The sequence below is a fragment of the Chryseobacterium caseinilyticum genome, assembly GCF_014837145.1.
GTDB classification, from domain to species: domain Bacteria; phylum Bacteroidota; class Bacteroidia; order Flavobacteriales; family Weeksellaceae; genus Chryseobacterium; species Chryseobacterium caseinilyticum.
This window is the reverse complement of record NZ_JACYFS010000001.1, coordinates 625,584-641,180: the sequence shown is the minus strand read 5'-3', so window position 1 is coordinate 641,180 and position 15,597 is coordinate 625,584. Positions and strand designations below refer to the sequence as shown.

Below are 15,597 nucleotides of genomic sequence, written 5' to 3'. Positions count from 1 at the left end.
TAGATACGATGAAAAATTTAATAAAAATTTCGCTAAGCGTCTTCGCTTTTATAAGTTTGAGTTCATGTACAGTGTACAGCGACCAGGGTGCCGGATATGGTGATCCTTATATGAATAAAGGAGCTTATTATGCACCGGGAAATTACTACGGAGACGGTGGATATTGGGGTAATGACGGATATTATTACAGAAATGATATTCATTATTATTATGATCAGGGAAGACCCTACTATTTCTACGGAAATAACAGACAGAAGGTTTATGTAGAAAGAAATGCAGCTCCGAATACCGGGACGAGATCAGGAAATTACGGTTTCACCAATCCTAATTCCAATACAAATAATAATCCACGACAGAATACCGGAGGCTTCAGAAATAATCGGCAGAATCAGCAGTCGCAGCCAAGAAATAATGGTGGATTCAGAAACAACAGACAACCGCAGCAGAATCAACAGACACAGCCAAGAAACAATGGCGGTTTCAGAAACAACACGACAACTCCTGCTCCGAATACCAATACGAATCAGAATTCAGGAGGATTCAGAAACGGAACGGACAGTAACCGACAGAATTCGACTCCGAACAACGGAAGTACAAACGGAAACGGATTCAGACGATAATAATTCTAAATAAACAGCGAACGGTCTTTGGCCGTTCGCTTTTTGTTTTATTATGCGTAATTTTGCAGGCTATTTGAGACTAAAATAATCACGATGAAATTTTACAAATATCAGGGTACAGGAAACGACTTTATTATGCTCGACAACCGTTCGGGAGAATGGAATAATCTGTCTACAGCTGCGATTACAAAACTCTGTGACCGCCGTTTTGGGATTGGTGCGGATGGTTTAATAAAAATTAATGCTGCAGAAAATATAGATTTTGAAGTTGATTATTACAACTCTGACGGATCAAAAAGTTTTTGTGGAAATGGAGCACGTTGCTCAGTTGCATTTGCCCATTTTTTAGGAATATTTAATGATTCTAAAACTGTTTTTACTGCTATCGACGGTATTCACGAAGCTGAAATTACCGAAGATATTGTTAAACTGAAAATGAGCGATGTAAAAACGATTTCAAAAGACGGTAATGATTCGGTTTTAAATACCGGTTCACCCCACTACATCAAATACGTAAATGACATTGCGGACGTGAATGTTTTTGAAGACGGAAAAGCCATCAGATATTCTGAAAATTATAATAAGGAAGGAATCAATGTCAATTTTGTGGAAGAAATTTCAGATGAACAGATTTTTGTCCGTACTTATGAAAGAGGTGTTGAAGATGAAACCTACAGTTGCGGAACAGGAGTTACAGCAGCAGCCCTGACTTATCTTGACAAAAATTCAGCTCAGGAAATTGCAGTAAAAACATTGGGTGGTGATCTGAAGGTTTACGCAGAGAAAAACGGAGAATCATTCGAAAATATTTGGCTGGAAGGTCCTGCAAAACAGGTTTTCAGCGGAGAAATTAAATTTTAAAAAAATCAAAAACACAATTACCGATTTTATTTATTATGAGAAAAGCAGTTATCATCGTTGTACTTCTACTGATTGTTGTCGGTGGATTTTTCGGTTTTAAATTTTACAAAAAAAATTACGGAAACAACATCCAGAAAGATGGCTATGTTTTGATTCCTCACGGAGCAGAATTTAAGCAAATTATAGATTCTGCTGCAAAATATGTGGATGACAAAGCTGCATTTGAATCGGTTGCAACGGAAAAAGATCTTCCGAAAAATTTCAAACCCGGACGTTATCATTTCAAAAAAGGAATGGGAAATTCAGATTTGGTAAATATGATAAAAGCTGGAAACCAGAGTGAAAACTCTTTCAGAATCGGCGACTTCGGTGACATTTATCAAATGGTTGGTAAGGTTACAAAAAAAACTGAAACAGATTCTTTACAATTCGTCAACGAACTCTACAAAATTGCGGTTGATAAAGGCTATACATCTGCGGAAGATTTAAAAAAACATTTTTTTATTGATACCTACAACTTTTATTGGACGGTAACGCCTGCCGAGTTTTTTAAAAAATTTGATGATCAGTATAAAGAATTCTGGAATGCCGAACGAAAAGCAAAAGAGGCTCAGTCGGGATTGAGCAGAGATCAGATTTATGCTTTGGCATCAATCGTATTTAAAGAATCAGGAGGTAAACCGGATGAGATGAAAACCATCGCAGGTCTTTATCTTAACCGTTATAAGAAAGACATGAAACTGCAGAGTGACCCAACGGTTATTTATGCGATGAACAAGCAGAATAATTTTAAAGAATCTATTAAAAGAGTTTTGTATAAACACCTATCTACTCCCTCGCCGTTTAATACCTATGCTAATAAAGGAATTCCACCGGGACCGATTTGTATTACAGACAAAAATTCTGTGGACGCTGTGCTGAATGCCGAAAAAAACGATTTTATTTTTATGTGTGCTGATCCTTCAAGACCCGGACTTCACAAATTCACCGACAATGCCGAAGAACATGCTGCGAATGCGAAGGTATATCAGGATTGGCTAAACTCGAGAAATATCAAATAAGAAAAATTTTTAACCTTTTTTTAACAATTTTTAATTTTAACAATTTGGGTTAAAATCCGTCTAATAGACTACAATAATAAACTAACTAAGCAGGTCTGCATTAATTTTTTTTTCTGACAATAATTTTTATTTTGACTGAAATTTTTGCATTCTGTATACAATTAAAATTTTATGAATCAAACTGAAATCATCAGTCTGTTTACAAAAAAGACTCTGGGACTGACCTTCGTGCTGTCTGCAGCGGCGCTTGCCTTTGCACAGGATAAAGTAAACGTGACAGGATCTGTTGTAAGCAAAGATAATCAACCTGTGCCTTATGCTTCGGTCACATTTGTTCACAAAACAAATAAGGCGCTGAGCGAAGGAGCACTAACCGACGAAAAAGGACAATACGTAATGGATATTACGCCCGGTAATTATGACATTACCATCGAGGCAATAGATTATAAGAAAGGTACCTTCAACAAACAGATTGCTACAGCAGGAAATGTGGGCGCTCTTTCTATCGAGCCTGAAGCAACATCTACCAACGCAAAAACACAGGACATTCAGGGAGTTGTGATAACAGCAACTACAAAACCTTATAAAGTTGAACTTGACAAAAGAACTTACGATCCTTCTCAGGATATAGTGAGCAAAGGGGGAAGTTTACAGGATGTTTTATCCAATGTACCATCGGTTTCCGTAGATACAGACGGTACAGTTTCGATGAGAGGAAGCTCCAACGTCCGTTTTTTAATTAACGGAAAACCTTCTGCCCTTCTCGGAATTGATGATGGTGCAAATGCTTTACAGAGTATTCCTGCAGATCAGATTGAAAGAATTGAAGTGATTACCAATCCTTCTTCAAAATTTGAAGCCAGCGGAACGGCCGGTATTTTAAATATTATTTTAAAGAAATCCAAAAAAACCGGTTTCAACGGAAGCGTTATCGGAACTTTGGGATATCTTCCTCAGACAAACCTGAACACCAATCTAAGCTGGAGAAAAGGAAATTTCACATGGTTTCTGAATGGTGGCGGTGGTTACAGAGAGTCTAAGAATACTCAAAGAAACAACGCATATCTTACAACCGGAGATTTCAGAGAAACCCATAATGAATCAATTTCAAAAAGTAAAAACGATAATTATAACGCAACCGGAGGTTTGGCAGTTGATCTTACCGAAAAAACTTCAATCAATGCATCAGGTACGGTAAGAACTTTTGATGGTACCAACATTGGTAATATTGATTATGTAAATTATGGGTTTGATAATGCAATTACAACGCGTAACAGAACGAGCAACGGAACAAATAATAATTTAGCTTTTCAAGGGGATTTTGGTTTAGATCATAAATTTGATGACAAGGGTCAGAATTTGGCTTTGTCTTTAAGTTTACAAAGTAACAGATCGAACAACGACAGCGATATTTTTCAGACGCAAAATAGTAACTTCGATTTGCAGAACATTATTGGACAGAAAACAAGAAATAAGACTCTAATTGGTAAAGCTGATTATGAACTACCAATAGGTGAAAATTCTAAATTGGAAGCGGGGTACAGAATTGATATCAATGCAAACAATTATCAGAATTTGGTGACCCAAAGAACTTCTTCTCTACCTTTTATGCTATATCTTGATGATTATACTTACACAGCAAAATATGAGGAGATGTTTAATGCTGGTTATTTGCAATTTAAAAGTAAGATTGGCAAATTAGGATATCAGTTGGGTGTAAGAAATGAAAATTCGAGAATTGATATCGATTATCTGAATTTAGCAAACAACGGTAAGACGACTGTAAAAAATTACAACAATCTTTTCCCAAGTGTATTTTTAAGCTACGAGATTTCGAAAGATAACCAGTTTTTACTTAATTATTCACGAAGAATTGACAGACCAAGATCATTCTTTTTGATTCCAAATCCGAGCTACAGTGATAATCAAAATATCTTTGACGGAAATATCGATTTAAATCCTTCGTATGTAGATTCTTACGAATTGGGTTACAGTATCTCGAAAAGTAAATTTACCATCAATCCTACATTATATTTCAGACATCAGACTGATGATGTAAAGATGATTACCTACAGCAAGCAAGAGCCGATCAATGGAGTTCCAACAACGGTTTTTCATACAAAACCTGTAAATATTGGTAGCGATGACAGATTTGGTTTAGATTTAAACTTTAACTGGGATGCCACAAAATGGTTGAAATTCTTGGGAAATGTTGATTTATTTGGTTATAATACAAAAGGTAATTATTTTGATCCTTCAATTATGACTAAAGCACAGTCTTTTGAAGGTAATGGTTTTGCAGTACGAGCAAGGCTTACATCTACTGTAAAAATAGATAAAACGTTAAGTTTCCAGTTTCAGGGATTCTACAGAGGCGGACAGAAAACGCAGAGTGTTGACAGAAAAGATATGTATGCTCTGAATTTCGGAGCCTCAAAAACAATATGGAAAGGTGACGGAACCATTTCATTCAATATCCAGGATATTTTCAATACAAGAGCTATGCAGTCTACAACATACGGATCGGATTTCACAAGAGATTCTTACATGCAGTGGCAGCCAAGGCAGTTTGCGCTTTCTCTTACATATAGATTCAAACAAGGTAACGAAAAAGTTGATCAGCCTAAACGTAAAAAAGACATCAACTCCAATGCTCAGGGTGATGACCAGCAGGGACCAATGTAAAAATTGGTTTTTGACAATAATAAAAAAGAGTTCAGTAACACAAGTTACTGAACTCTTTTTTTGTTTGAAATCTGAAGATTATTTTGTTTCAAATTCGTTTTTTAACGCTTTGGCTTTTTCAGCTTCGTAGATTCTTTTTCTTAAATCACTCGTTGAAAATCTGTGATCTCTTTTGTTGTAGAAAATTTCAATTCCGTTATCATTGCAATATTGCTTACCTGTAAAATCTCTGTCGGCATAGTCGTCGCCAATGATTCTTACATCAATTACAAAAGATTTCAAAATATCTTCCAAATCTTCTTCTGTATAATAAGGAATAATCTCGTCCACAGCACTAACGCCTTTGAGTTGAATATACCTTTCTACAATTGTCTGCGTAGGTTTGTTTTTGTTCGGTCTGTCGTGCGATGGGTCAATCTGAAGCCCAACAATAAGGTAGTCGCATACAGTTTTCGCTTCTTCCAGCATCTTGATATGTCCTGCGTGAAGTAAATCAAATGAGGAAAATGTAATGCCTATTCTTTCGGTTTTCATATGTATTCAATAAATATTTTAGTTTATATTAATTTGATCTTGATTGTAAATATTTCTGCCATTCCCAAACAGTTTTCAAAGACTGTTCCAAAGAAGTTTCGGCTTTCCAGCTGAGTTCTTTTTCTGCTTTATCTGCGTTGGCATAAGCAATTGTAATATCACCTTCTCTTCTCTCGCAGATTTGATAAGGAACTTCAACATTGTTGGCAGTTTCAAAGGCTTTTACTAGCTCTAAAACGGAAGATCCTCTGCCAGTTCCTAAATTAAAAATATCAATAACTGAATCAGCAGATTGATTATTCATCAATTTTTTCAAGGCTGCAACGTGCGCTTTTGCCAAATCTGTAATGTGAATATAATCCCGCACTGCAGTACCGTCTGAAGTAGGATAATCATCGCCCCAGACGCTCAGCTTTTCTCTTACTCCGGCTGCGGTCTGCATCACGTAAGGTACAAGATTATTTGGGATTCCTATTGGTAATTCTCCTAATAAAGCGCTGTCGTGGGCACCAATTGGATTAAAATATCTCAGAAGCGATATTTTTTTATTGTAGCCTTTCGCAAAATCAGCAAGAATTTCCTCACCCATCTGTTTTGTTTTTCCGTAAACACTTTCAGGCATTTTCAGCGGAGTGTCTTCGTTGATTGGCATTTCGTCTGCCTGCCCGTAAACCGTACATGACGAACTGAAAATAAAGTTAGAAATATTTCTTTCTTTAAATTCCTGAAGAATATTGATTAAAGAAAAAAGATTGTTCTCATAATAATCAATCGGTTTTACCTGGCTCTCTCCTACTGCTTTAAATGCAGCAAAATTGATACATCCTTCGATACTGTGAGCATCAAAAACCTGATTCAGGAGTTCTTTTCTTTTTAAATCAAAAGGATAAAAAATGGGTCTTTTGCCCGTGATTTCTTCAATATTATGAAGAATAAATTTTTCAGAATGAGAAAGGTCATCTACGATAATGACTTCGTAATTATTATTGATCAGTTCTACAACGGTGTGAGAACCGATGTATCCGAGACCTCCTGTAACTAATATTGCCATTCTATTGATGTGTAATGTTTAATTGGTAATGAGTAATGTTATTCTGATTTTCCTATTTCATCGATTTCGAGCTTACTAAAATCTTCTTTAAACTTAAAATAATTCGTAATAAATAATATTGCCCCAATAATTCCGTAGACCACAGGTAAATCATAAAAATCTGAAGTATTTTCTCCAAAATCTTTGATTATAAATACTGAATAAAAAACGAAGAAACTTATGGTCAAAAATATTACAAATATTACTGATGAAAAAGTGATGATTGAGTATTTATTTTTTACAATAAACATTATGAGAGAAGCGAGTGATAAAATAAAAAGCAAAATGAGGGCACAATATGAAAGTACACCAGTATACTCATCAAAAGTTTCCGTCTCAATTCTATTAATCAACCCTAGCGAGAAACCGATTAATAAAATTAAGTTTATTAAAAGTATTAGCCAATAAACAATTTTATATTTAAAAACTCTCCTCTTCATTTTATCCCATAAACTCCAAAACAGCGTCAGTAATGTACTTCAACTGCTCATCATCCAATTCTGTATGCATCGGAAGAGAAATTACCTGATCTAAAAGCTTGTCTGTATTCACAAAATCCGCATCATTGGATTCCTGATAATAGGCTTTTTGCTTTCTTAAAGCTACCGGATAATAAATCATGGCCGGAACTTCTTTTTCTGTTAAGAATTTCTGTAATTCGTTACGCTTTCCGTTTGTTATTCTTAATGTATACTGATGAAAGACGTGCGTAGAATGTTCCGCCCTTTTCGGAGTCAGAATATTTTCATTTCCTGCAAAAGCTTCGTCATAATAATCTGCTGCTTTTCTTCTTGCATCATTATAATTATCAAGATTTGGAAGTTTTTTTCTCAAGATAGCGGCCTGCACACTGTCTAATCTTGAGTTTACGCCAACCTCGTCGTGATAGTATCTTTCATACATTCCGTGATTTACAATACCTCTCAAACGGTGTGCAAGGTCGTCATTATTGGTAAATATTGCACCACCATCGCCATAACAACCTAAGTTTTTAGATGGAAAAAAGGATGTTGTTCCAACTGTTGACATCGTTCCTGTTTTTTTTGTAGTTCCATCAGCAAATGTAAAATCTGAACCGATTGCCTGAGCGTTATCTTCAATTACAAAAAGATTATTTTCTTCAGCAATTTTCAGAATTTCCTCCATATTCGCAGCCTGTCCGAAAATATGAACCGGAATAATTGCCTTTGTTTTTGGAGTTATCGCCTTTCTTACAGCTTCCGGTGAAATATTAAATGTATCATAATCCACATCTACCAAGACTGATTTTAGTTTTAAGAGATGAATAACTTCGACAGTAGCAGCGAAAGTGAAATCTGCGGTGATGATTTCGTCGCCTTCCTGCAGGTCTAAAGCCATCAGTGCAATCTGAAGGGCATCGGTTCCGTTGGCACAAGGGATTACGTGTTTTACGTCAAGATAAGATTCCAGTTCGGTCTGGAAAGATTTTACTTCCGGACCGTTAATGAAAGCCGCAGAATCCATTACATTAAGTACAGCGTTGTCTACTTCGTTTTTTATTTTATAATATTGGCTTTGCAGATCAACCATCTGAATCTTTTTCATATGTAAATTTTTATTGTATTAAAGGTCATAAAAAATCGCCGAATCATAAAAACTGTGATTAAATCTAAATTTTAGCGATTTTAAATAAAAATATTTTCGTAAAAATACGGATTTTAATATCCTGCCAAAAATTTTATTCATTTTGTTTTATCTTTACTAAAAATAAATACGTGAAAAAATATCTATTTGCTTTGGCTTTAGGAATTTCGGTTTCAGTTTCGGCACAAACCGAGCTTGTTTTTGTGTATTTTAATGGCAAACCGAATAAAGCCGCTTTCTACGCAAATCCTTTGTCTGAACTTACCCAGAAATCGCTTAACAGAAGAACAGCTTTGGGCGTTGGATTGAATGATCAGGATGCACCATTGGAAAACACTTATGTGCAGGCCATCCAAAATCTCGGACTCACGGTGACTGATAAATCTAAATGGCTGAACGGTGTTGCTGTGAATGTGAATCAGGCACAGGTAAATCAGATTAAAGCTTTACCTTTCGTGCAGTCGGTGGAAAGTTTTGCTAAAAATTCTTCGCTGACATTGAAGGTTCAAAATCAGAATAAATTTCAGGAATTTCAAAACATCAATACCGTTTTTAATTATGGTTCCGGATTGGATCAGATTGATCAGATTAATTTAAAACCGCTTCACCTCGCAGGTTATACTGGAACTGGCATTGCTGTAGCAGTTATCGATTCAGGTTTTCCAAGCGTTGATAATGGAACTACTTTTTCAAGACTTTGGACGAATAATCAAATAAAAGCAGGCTATGATTTTGTTGCGAAGACATCAAATATTTACGAACCAACGCTCAATGCTCACGGAACTTTGGTTTTAGGAGCTATTGCTGGTTATGTTCAGGATGTGTTTGTTGGTTCAGCTCCCGACGCCAATTTTTATCTGTACCGAAGTGAAAATGCTTCCGTAGAAATTCCTGAAGAGGAAATGTACTGGATTGAAGCGGCCGAGGAAGCCGACAGACAGGGAGTAGATTTAATTACAACCTCTTTAGGTTACGCCCTGTTTGATGATCCGAAATACAGCTACACTTATTCTCAGATGAACGGCAGCACTTCTTTTATTGCAAGAGGTGCCGAAATTGCTGTAAATAAAGGGATTTTTGTGCTTTTTGCCGCAGGAAATTCAGGGACACAGCCTTGGCATTACATGACGACACCAGCTGATAATACTAAAGTTTTCAGTATCGGAAGTGTTGACGAAACAGGTGCTTCATCACCGTTTTCTTCCTATGGACCCAATTCTGCAGGAGCCATTAAACCCGATGCTTCTGCAAGAGGAACAGCGTCCGTAACAGTAAACGGAAGTACAACTGCTACAGTTACCGGAACCTCGATTGCTGCACCCATTGCTGCCGGTGGTGTTGCTTGTCTCATCCAGGCTTTCCCGACAATGAACAGAGATACGATGAGAAATTCTTTGCGATCAAGTGCTTCGCTTGCACCAAGCCACACCGATCAGATGGGTTATGGGATTTTAAATTTTGGAAGTTTTTTTAATGCCGTTTTAAATACATCTGAACTCGTGAAGAAAAACAAACTTGCTATTTTCCCAAATCCTACGAAAGAAATTGTGAATATTGTTTCTGAAAAAGAGATTTTGACTGTTCAGATTTACGATAATCTAGGCAGAATTATTTCTACGGAAAAGAATAAAAAATCATTTAAAGTTTCTGATTTCGCGAAGGGGACTTACTATTTGAAAATTCAGACGAAGGATGGTATTTTTTATGAAAAGTTTTTGAAGGAGTAATAAATTATTGCTGTCTTTTTAAACATCCGTGAAACTGATATTTTTTACAAATGACAATTACATTATTAGTGAAGAAAGTGTTTTTTCAAACGTAGACACAGAGAATTTATGAAACGCCTTCGCCAAAAGTCAGCAAATTAAAATCCGGATCCAGAAGAGAAAATTCTTTTTGCCCCCAAGGTTTTGTCTGCAGACTTCCGTTAGGATGAATTTTTACCCTGGCATCTAACAAAGACTGATATAAAACATCAATATCTGAAACTCTAATATACACCATTCCATAGTTTTCTTTGGGATTAATTTCTGCAAATAGAAAGAAGTGAATTTCAATATGATCTTTTCTCAGCATCAAATAATCAGGAAAATCATCAGATCTCAACTGTTCAAAACCCAATTTATCAATATAATATTTTTTAGTTTCTGCTTTATTTCGCATCGGAAGTTTTGGGTGAATCTGTGTAAGCATAATTTTTAATTTTAATTAAATGATGATCGGAATTCTAAAGGTGTCTGACTGGTTTTACTTTTAAACAGTTTGCTGAAAGACTGCGGATGTTCAAATCCCATATCATAAGCAATCTCACTCACCGACAGTTGTGTTGTAGAAAGCCTTTCCTTTGCCTTATCAATCAGTTTCTGATGGATATGTTGCTGTGTGCTTTGTCCTGTAAGAGATTTTAAAAGACTTCCGAGATAGTTCGGTGACATATGGAGTGATTCTGCAATTTCCTGCGCGGTTGGAAGCCCGTTTTCCAATAGTTTTCCGCTGTTGAAATAGGTTTCTATTACATCTTCAAAGCGTTCCAGGATCTGATGATTTCCTTTTTTGCGGGTGATAAACTGTCTTTTATAAAATCTTTCGAAATAATTCAGCATCACCTCGATCTGAGAAACAATAATGTTTTGCGTAAAATCGTCGATATTGCTGAGATATTCCCGCTGAATATTTTTGAAAATGTTTAAAATAATTTCCTCCTCTTTTTCAGAAACGAAAAGTGCTTCATTTACTGCATATCCGAAGAATTCATAGTCTTTAATCTTTCTGGCTAAAGAAGTATTCCAAAGAAAGTCGGGGTGCAGACACATAATGATTCCCGTGGGTTTCTCTTCATTTTTTGCAGGAACTTTGATCTCAACAATCTGTCCCGGAGATACCATAGAGGCAATTCCTGAATCAAAATCGTACTGCTGCTGACCATACCTGAATTTCCCTGAGAGATCTCGTTTAAGACCAATACAGTAAAAATGCTGCAGCCAGGTAATGCTTTTTTCATCAGTCTGATAAGTAACATCAGTGTAATCAAAAACGCTGATCAGAGGGTGTTCAGGCTTCGGCAGGCCACCAATCTCATGGAATTCTGCAATGGTATTTAAAGTAAGTATTTTCTTATTTTTCATAATAAAATAAAATCAAAGATAGGGCAAATCTTCGCAGACTGCCCCATCTTTTGGTTTAATTTGAAGCTTAAAAGTCGGTAGAATTACTCAGTTCCAGAGTGGATTCAATATCTGCATCCAGCATTTTCATTTTTTCTTTTGCCAAACCTACCGCGTCCGTTCCCATCACAAAATGAACAGGCGGTTTCTGCATCTCAGCAAGTTTTATAAAAGCAGATGCTGCTTTCTCAGGATCTCCGGGCTGATTTCCGTTGATTTCCTCTTTGTGTTTTGCCTCTACAGTTCTGGCCGCCGTATATTCCAAAATTGGATTTTCAGGTGTTGTCATCGACCCCGAATCAAGGAAATTAGTTCTGAAATATCCAGGATAAACCACCGTTGCATTGATCCCAAATTCGGCAACTTCATAAGCAAGCGATTCTGTAAAACCTGCCACTGCAAATTTCGTCGCGCAATAAACACCCCAACCAGGAAAAGCACCTGTAATTCCGCCTATTGAAGCGACATTCATAATATATCCCGATTTTTGATTTCTCAGAAAAGGCATTGCCTGACGGATCACATTCAGTGAACCGAAAACATTGGTGTCAAAATTTTTACGGCTTTCTTCATCCGTTAATTCTTCCAGAGTTCCGAGCTGTCCGTATCCGGCGTTGTTGACGATAACGTCTACCCTTCCAAATTTCTCAACCGTTTCAGTAATTGCTTTTTTCACATTGTTTTCATTCAAAAGATCCATTTCCAAAGGAAGAAACCTTTCTGAGGACTGAATACTGTTTTCAAAACTTTTCAGTGATCTTGACGTTGCGGCTACGCTGTAACCTTCGGCTAAAAGTTTCTGAACCAAAGCCAAACCTAATCCTTTTGAAGCTCCTGTAACGAACCATACTTTTTTTGTGCTCATAATAAATGTATTTGTTGTTAATTATTTACATGACAAAGTTGAGATTATTGGCAAAGAAAAATTAAACCGATTCAACGGATTTTGTAGCCAAATTAATGCTAAAGGTATATTCATTTTAAAAGAATAAAATGATCTCAATTTTATATATTCGTATGCAAAACATATTCGATGAAATATCTTTATTTTGATTTTAAATTATTTTTAATTCTCGCCTTCACGTTTATCATCATGACTGTGGCAGGAACTTTAAGTCATGAACTTGGACATTACGCTGTTGCAGAATATTTGGGATATGATGCAAGAATAGATTATCAAAGTATGCACACCGAAAATGATGTCAGGAGAAAATACCTTGATTCTACTTTTGAAAAATACTCTTTCGAAATTAAAAATAATCTGAGTTTTCCCGGGAAACAAAATTATGATGCCAAAAGAAAAGAATACAGAAGTGACAGAATAAAAATCCTTGCCGGCGGACCTCTTCAAACCATGATTACCGGAACTATAGGATTTGTACTGCTGTTAGTATATAGAAAAAAAATTTTTTCTGTGAATAAAACAACTGTTACAGGATGGCTTCTGGTGTTTTGCTCACTGTTCTGGTTAAGACAAACTGCTAACTCTTTTATGTGGACTGCTGGCTATATTTTTACAGGTGAAAAATCCATGAGAGCTGATGAGTTGCGACTTGCGAGGTATTTAGATTTTAATATCTGGACAATTCACAGCATTACCGGAATTCTTGGTCTGATCGTGTTGTTTACCATTCTCAGTCTGCTTCCTAAAAATCAGGTTTTAACTTTTATTTCGGCAGGCTTAGTGGGAGGTATTTTGGGATTTTATTTATGGCTGATTAAATTTGGACAATACATTTTACCTTAAAAAATTAAACAGGCTAAAAATTCATTAATATTTTGAAGATTTTTCGAGTACCATCGAGATACACTCGAGATACCCTTGGCATACCTATTTGAATGATCGAAATAGTGCATTAAAAAAATTAAACAGTTATCAAATTGCAGAACAGTATAACAGCGTTTATCTGTTCAGTTCCTCCTGAAAAGCTTCAAAATACCTCGCCAGATCAATCCCATCTGCCAAACCATGGTGTGCTTCGATGGAAACAGGCATCATCTTTTTTCCATCACGAATACTGAATTTTCCAAAAGCTATTTTGGGAATACATTCTTTGGGATCAAAATCTGTAGGATGAAGAATAGAAGTAAACGAATGCCACGGAATTGTCGTGTGTCTGATGTGATTAGGCGGCAAAACGTCATTTTTAATTCCCAAACCTTTTGTGTTCTGAACCGTTGTCACCTGCTCCTGCAAACGCTCATTAAAAGTTTCAAAATCATCAGAAAATTCAAAGTAGGAAAAACCGAAAGTGCCGTCTGCCCTGCCAATCGTACTTCCGATATGAACCGTTTCGTATAAAGCAATTTTGTCATCCACAATTCTGAGTTTCAAAGCATCCACTTTATTAATCGCAACCATCGATTTGTAAAGATAATAGGCGAAAAAAGAATCTCCGTTTCTCTTTGCATTGTCATAGGCTATAGTGCAGTCAACCTCTATGGTGAAGCCAAAGTACGGACTTTTTAATGATGAGAAAAATTCAAAATGTTCTTTTCTGTTCCAGTTTTCAAAATCGATGATCTTCATGAAATTCTTTTTTTGCAAATTTCCGTAAGATTTATTGATTGTGAAAATGAAACTCCAGAAAAATGAAACTGTAACAAATCATATTGAGTTGATGGAGTATAATAAAAATGTCCTTGTCAACTTGATGACAACTCATTTCTGAACTTCAGCCATCAATTGAGTTTATAAATTTTCTCCATGGCAGACCGTAAAGATCCAAAAACAGATTCACAAATGGAAAGTTGAAAAAAATTATGTTAAAATTGGAAAAACTGGAGCTGTGATATTGGGGATGGTCTGGTAAATGCTGTAAATACCGGCAAACACCACACAAAAATATCATATAATGGAAAGACGAACTTTCTTGAAAAACAGCGGGCTTGCCGGAGCAGGATTGATGGCGTCATCTGCCGCACCTGCGTTTGCATCACAACTATTAAAAGAAAATTTTATGGAACAATTTGAAAATAAAGGACTGGGAAAAAGATTCAGACCCAAATATAAATCAGGATTTGGCGGTGTCGCTTTAGGGAATGGTTTTAATGTCAATCCTAACATTGAATGTTTACAATCCATTGAAGCGGCCTGGAATGCAGGAGTCCGCTACTTCGATACTTCACCGTGGTACGGTTTGGGACTCAGCGAACACAGAATGGGATTGTTTCTGAAAGACAAAAAACGCGATGAGTTTACGCTTTCCACAAAGATGGGAAGAATACTTAAACCACATGACGATTTTAAACTGGATGGTTTATGGAAAGGAAAACTCAACTTTTCTTATGCGTACGATTACACAGCTGCCGGCGCCAGAAAAAGTGTAGAAGACAGCCTGAACAGATTGGGAGTTGCCTCATTAGACATCGTTTTCATCCACGATTTGTCTCCGGATAACAAAGATATGAAGGGTGACTGGGTAAAATATTTTGATATTGCTGCCAAAGGTGCGATGCCCGAGCTGATAAAAATGCGTGAAGAAGGTTTGATTAAGGGTTGGGGTTTTGGAGTCAACACCATCGAACCAATTTTAAAAGCCATCGAAGTTTCCGATCCTGATATTTTCCTTTCGGCGTGTCAGTATTCATTGATTCATCACAAAGACGATCTGAATAAAGTATTCCCGAAGGCTGCTGAAAAAGACATTTCAATTGTTGTGGGAGCTCCTTTGTGTGCAGGTTTTCTGTCAGGTAAAGACCGGTATTTATACAATGGCGATTTTCCGGCTGGGGTGAAAGATAAACTGGTGGCACTGCAACGGGTTGCCAATAATCATAAAGTAGATCTGAGAACGGCTGCGCTTCAGTTTGCGGCAGCTCCGGATGTGGTTTCCGGAGTAATTCCAGGGGCTCACACGGTAAAACAGTCTGAAGAAAATGCGGCATCGTTTAAAACGAAAATTCCTGCCGGATTCTGGGCAGAACTGAAAAAGGAAAAATTAATTGAAGAAAATGCTCCAACACCAAAAGCTTAA

At 36.6% G+C, this 15,597-nt stretch carries 15 protein-coding genes; 7 read left to right on the top strand and 8 right to left on the bottom strand.

Annotated features, from left to right (window positions below):
- Positions 1 to 8 precede the first annotated feature (8 nt).
- From IC610_RS03060 to IC610_RS03045, 4 genes are all read left to right on the top strand, one after another.
- Positions 9 to 620 (top strand): hypothetical protein, encoded by a 612-nt coding sequence (locus tag IC610_RS03060; protein ID WP_191735182.1) that lies wholly within the window; start codon positions 9 to 11, stop codon positions 618 to 620.
- 93 nt (positions 621 to 713) lie between these two features.
- Positions 714 to 1,481: a diaminopimelate epimerase gene (gene dapF, locus IC610_RS03055; RefSeq protein WP_191735181.1), complete on the top strand. Its 768-nt coding sequence runs from the start codon at positions 714 to 716 to the stop codon at positions 1,479 to 1,481.
- A 35-nt stretch (positions 1,482 to 1,516) separates the two neighbouring features.
- A complete protein-coding gene (gene mltG / locus IC610_RS03050; protein ID WP_191735180.1) occupies positions 1,517 to 2,542 on the top strand; it encodes an endolytic transglycosylase MltG in 1,026 nt (341 codons plus the stop codon).
- Positions 2,543 to 2,713: 171 nt separating this feature from the next.
- A complete protein-coding gene (locus IC610_RS03045; RefSeq protein ID WP_191735179.1) occupies positions 2,714 to 5,227 on the top strand; it encodes a TonB-dependent receptor in 2,514 nt (837 codons plus the stop codon).
- 78 nt (positions 5,228 to 5,305) lie between these two features.
- Here the strand turns inward: IC610_RS03045 and IC610_RS03040 are convergent, their stop codons facing one another.
- The 4 genes from IC610_RS03040 to IC610_RS03025 are packed head-to-tail and all read right to left on the bottom strand — an operon-like array spanning position 5,306 to position 8,417.
- Positions 5,306 to 5,761 (bottom strand): adenylyltransferase/cytidyltransferase family protein, encoded by a 456-nt coding sequence (locus IC610_RS03040; RefSeq protein ID WP_191735178.1) that lies wholly within the window; start codon positions 5,759 to 5,761, stop codon positions 5,306 to 5,308.
- Between the two features lie 28 nt (positions 5,762 to 5,789).
- Complete coding sequence (gene galE, locus IC610_RS03035; RefSeq protein WP_191735177.1) at positions 5,790 to 6,812, bottom strand: UDP-glucose 4-epimerase GalE; 1,023 nt, start codon at positions 6,810 to 6,812, stop codon at positions 5,790 to 5,792.
- 38 nt (positions 6,813 to 6,850) lie between these two features.
- Positions 6,851 to 7,291, bottom strand: coding sequence for a hypothetical protein (locus tag IC610_RS03030; protein ID WP_191735176.1), 441 nt, complete (start codon positions 7,289 to 7,291; stop codon positions 6,851 to 6,853).
- 1 nt (position 7,292) lies between these two features.
- Complete coding sequence (locus tag IC610_RS03025) at positions 7,293 to 8,417, bottom strand: DegT/DnrJ/EryC1/StrS family aminotransferase (protein ID WP_191735175.1); 1,125 nt, start codon at positions 8,415 to 8,417, stop codon at positions 7,293 to 7,295.
- A 170-nt stretch (positions 8,418 to 8,587) separates the two neighbouring features.
- Between IC610_RS03025 and IC610_RS03020 the strand changes: the two genes are divergently transcribed.
- Complete coding sequence (locus IC610_RS03020) at positions 8,588 to 10,183, top strand: S8/S53 family peptidase (RefSeq protein ID WP_191735174.1); 1,596 nt, start codon at positions 8,588 to 8,590, stop codon at positions 10,181 to 10,183.
- A gap of 106 nt (positions 10,184 to 10,289) precedes the next feature.
- Here IC610_RS03020 and IC610_RS03015 read toward each other — a convergent pair whose 3' ends face one another.
- From IC610_RS03015 to IC610_RS03005, 3 genes are all read right to left on the bottom strand, one after another.
- Positions 10,290 to 10,649 carry a bleomycin resistance protein gene (locus tag IC610_RS03015; RefSeq protein WP_191735173.1) on the bottom strand — a complete coding sequence of 120 codons (360 nt, stop codon included), beginning with the start codon at positions 10,647 to 10,649 and terminating at the stop codon, positions 10,290 to 10,292.
- An 11-nt stretch (positions 10,650 to 10,660) separates the two neighbouring features.
- Positions 10,661 to 11,581, bottom strand: coding sequence for a helix-turn-helix domain-containing protein (locus IC610_RS03010; protein WP_191735172.1), 921 nt, complete (start codon positions 11,579 to 11,581; stop codon positions 10,661 to 10,663).
- Between the two features lie 67 nt (positions 11,582 to 11,648).
- Positions 11,649 to 12,485, bottom strand: coding sequence for an SDR family NAD(P)-dependent oxidoreductase (locus tag IC610_RS03005; protein ID WP_191735171.1), 837 nt, complete (start codon positions 12,483 to 12,485; stop codon positions 11,649 to 11,651).
- Between the two features lie 168 nt (positions 12,486 to 12,653).
- On the opposite strand from IC610_RS03005, the gene IC610_RS03000 reads away from it, so the two are divergent.
- Entirely contained in the window at positions 12,654 to 13,367 is a 714-nt protein-coding gene (locus tag IC610_RS03000) for a hypothetical protein (protein WP_191735170.1), read from the top strand.
- Positions 13,368 to 13,523: 156 nt separating this feature from the next.
- On the opposite strand, the gene IC610_RS02995 is transcribed toward IC610_RS03000, so the two are convergent.
- Positions 13,524 to 14,150: a chloramphenicol acetyltransferase gene (locus IC610_RS02995; protein ID WP_191735169.1), complete on the bottom strand. Its 627-nt coding sequence runs from the start codon at positions 14,148 to 14,150 to the stop codon at positions 13,524 to 13,526.
- A gap of 325 nt (positions 14,151 to 14,475) precedes the next feature.
- On the opposite strand from IC610_RS02995, the gene IC610_RS02990 reads away from it, so the two are divergent.
- Complete coding sequence (locus IC610_RS02990) at positions 14,476 to 15,597, top strand: aldo/keto reductase (RefSeq protein ID WP_191735168.1); 1,122 nt, start codon at positions 14,476 to 14,478, stop codon at positions 15,595 to 15,597.

Bases quoted from the DNA above. Each gene is read 5' to 3' on its own strand.
- IC610_RS03025 (WP_191735175.1), bottom strand. From the start codon at position 8,417: ATGAAAAAGATTCAGATGGTTGATCTGCAAAGCCAATATTATAAAATA.
- IC610_RS03000 (WP_191735170.1), top strand. From the start codon at position 12,654: ATGAAATATCTTTATTTTGATTTTAAATTATTTTTAATTCTCGCCTTC.
- IC610_RS03005 (WP_191735171.1), bottom strand. From the start codon at position 12,485: ATGAGCACAAAAAAAGTATGGTTCGTTACAGGAGCTTCAAAAGGATTA.
- IC610_RS03015 (WP_191735173.1), bottom strand. From the start codon at position 10,649: ATGCTTACACAGATTCACCCAAAACTTCCGATGCGAAATAAAGCAGAA.
- IC610_RS03045 (WP_191735179.1), top strand. From the start codon at position 2,714: ATGAATCAAACTGAAATCATCAGTCTGTTTACAAAAAAGACTCTGGGA.
- IC610_RS03030 (WP_191735176.1), bottom strand. From the start codon at position 7,291: ATGAAGAGGAGAGTTTTTAAATATAAAATTGTTTATTGGCTAATACTT.
- IC610_RS03040 (WP_191735178.1), bottom strand. From the start codon at position 5,761: ATGAAAACCGAAAGAATAGGCATTACATTTTCCTCATTTGATTTACTT.
- dapF (WP_191735181.1), top strand. From the start codon at position 714: ATGAAATTTTACAAATATCAGGGTACAGGAAACGACTTTATTATGCTC.
- IC610_RS03060 (WP_191735182.1), top strand. From the start codon at position 9: ATGAAAAATTTAATAAAAATTTCGCTAAGCGTCTTCGCTTTTATAAGT.
- IC610_RS03010 (WP_191735172.1), bottom strand. From the start codon at position 11,581: ATGAAAAATAAGAAAATACTTACTTTAAATACCATTGCAGAATTCCAT.
- mltG (WP_191735180.1), top strand. From the start codon at position 1,517: ATGAGAAAAGCAGTTATCATCGTTGTACTTCTACTGATTGTTGTCGGT.
- IC610_RS02995 (WP_191735169.1), bottom strand. From the start codon at position 14,150: ATGAAGATCATCGATTTTGAAAACTGGAACAGAAAAGAACATTTTGAA.
- galE (WP_191735177.1), bottom strand. From the start codon at position 6,812: ATGGCAATATTAGTTACAGGAGGTCTCGGATACATCGGTTCTCACACC.
- IC610_RS02990 (WP_191735168.1), top strand. From the start codon at position 14,476: ATGGAAAGACGAACTTTCTTGAAAAACAGCGGGCTTGCCGGAGCAGGA.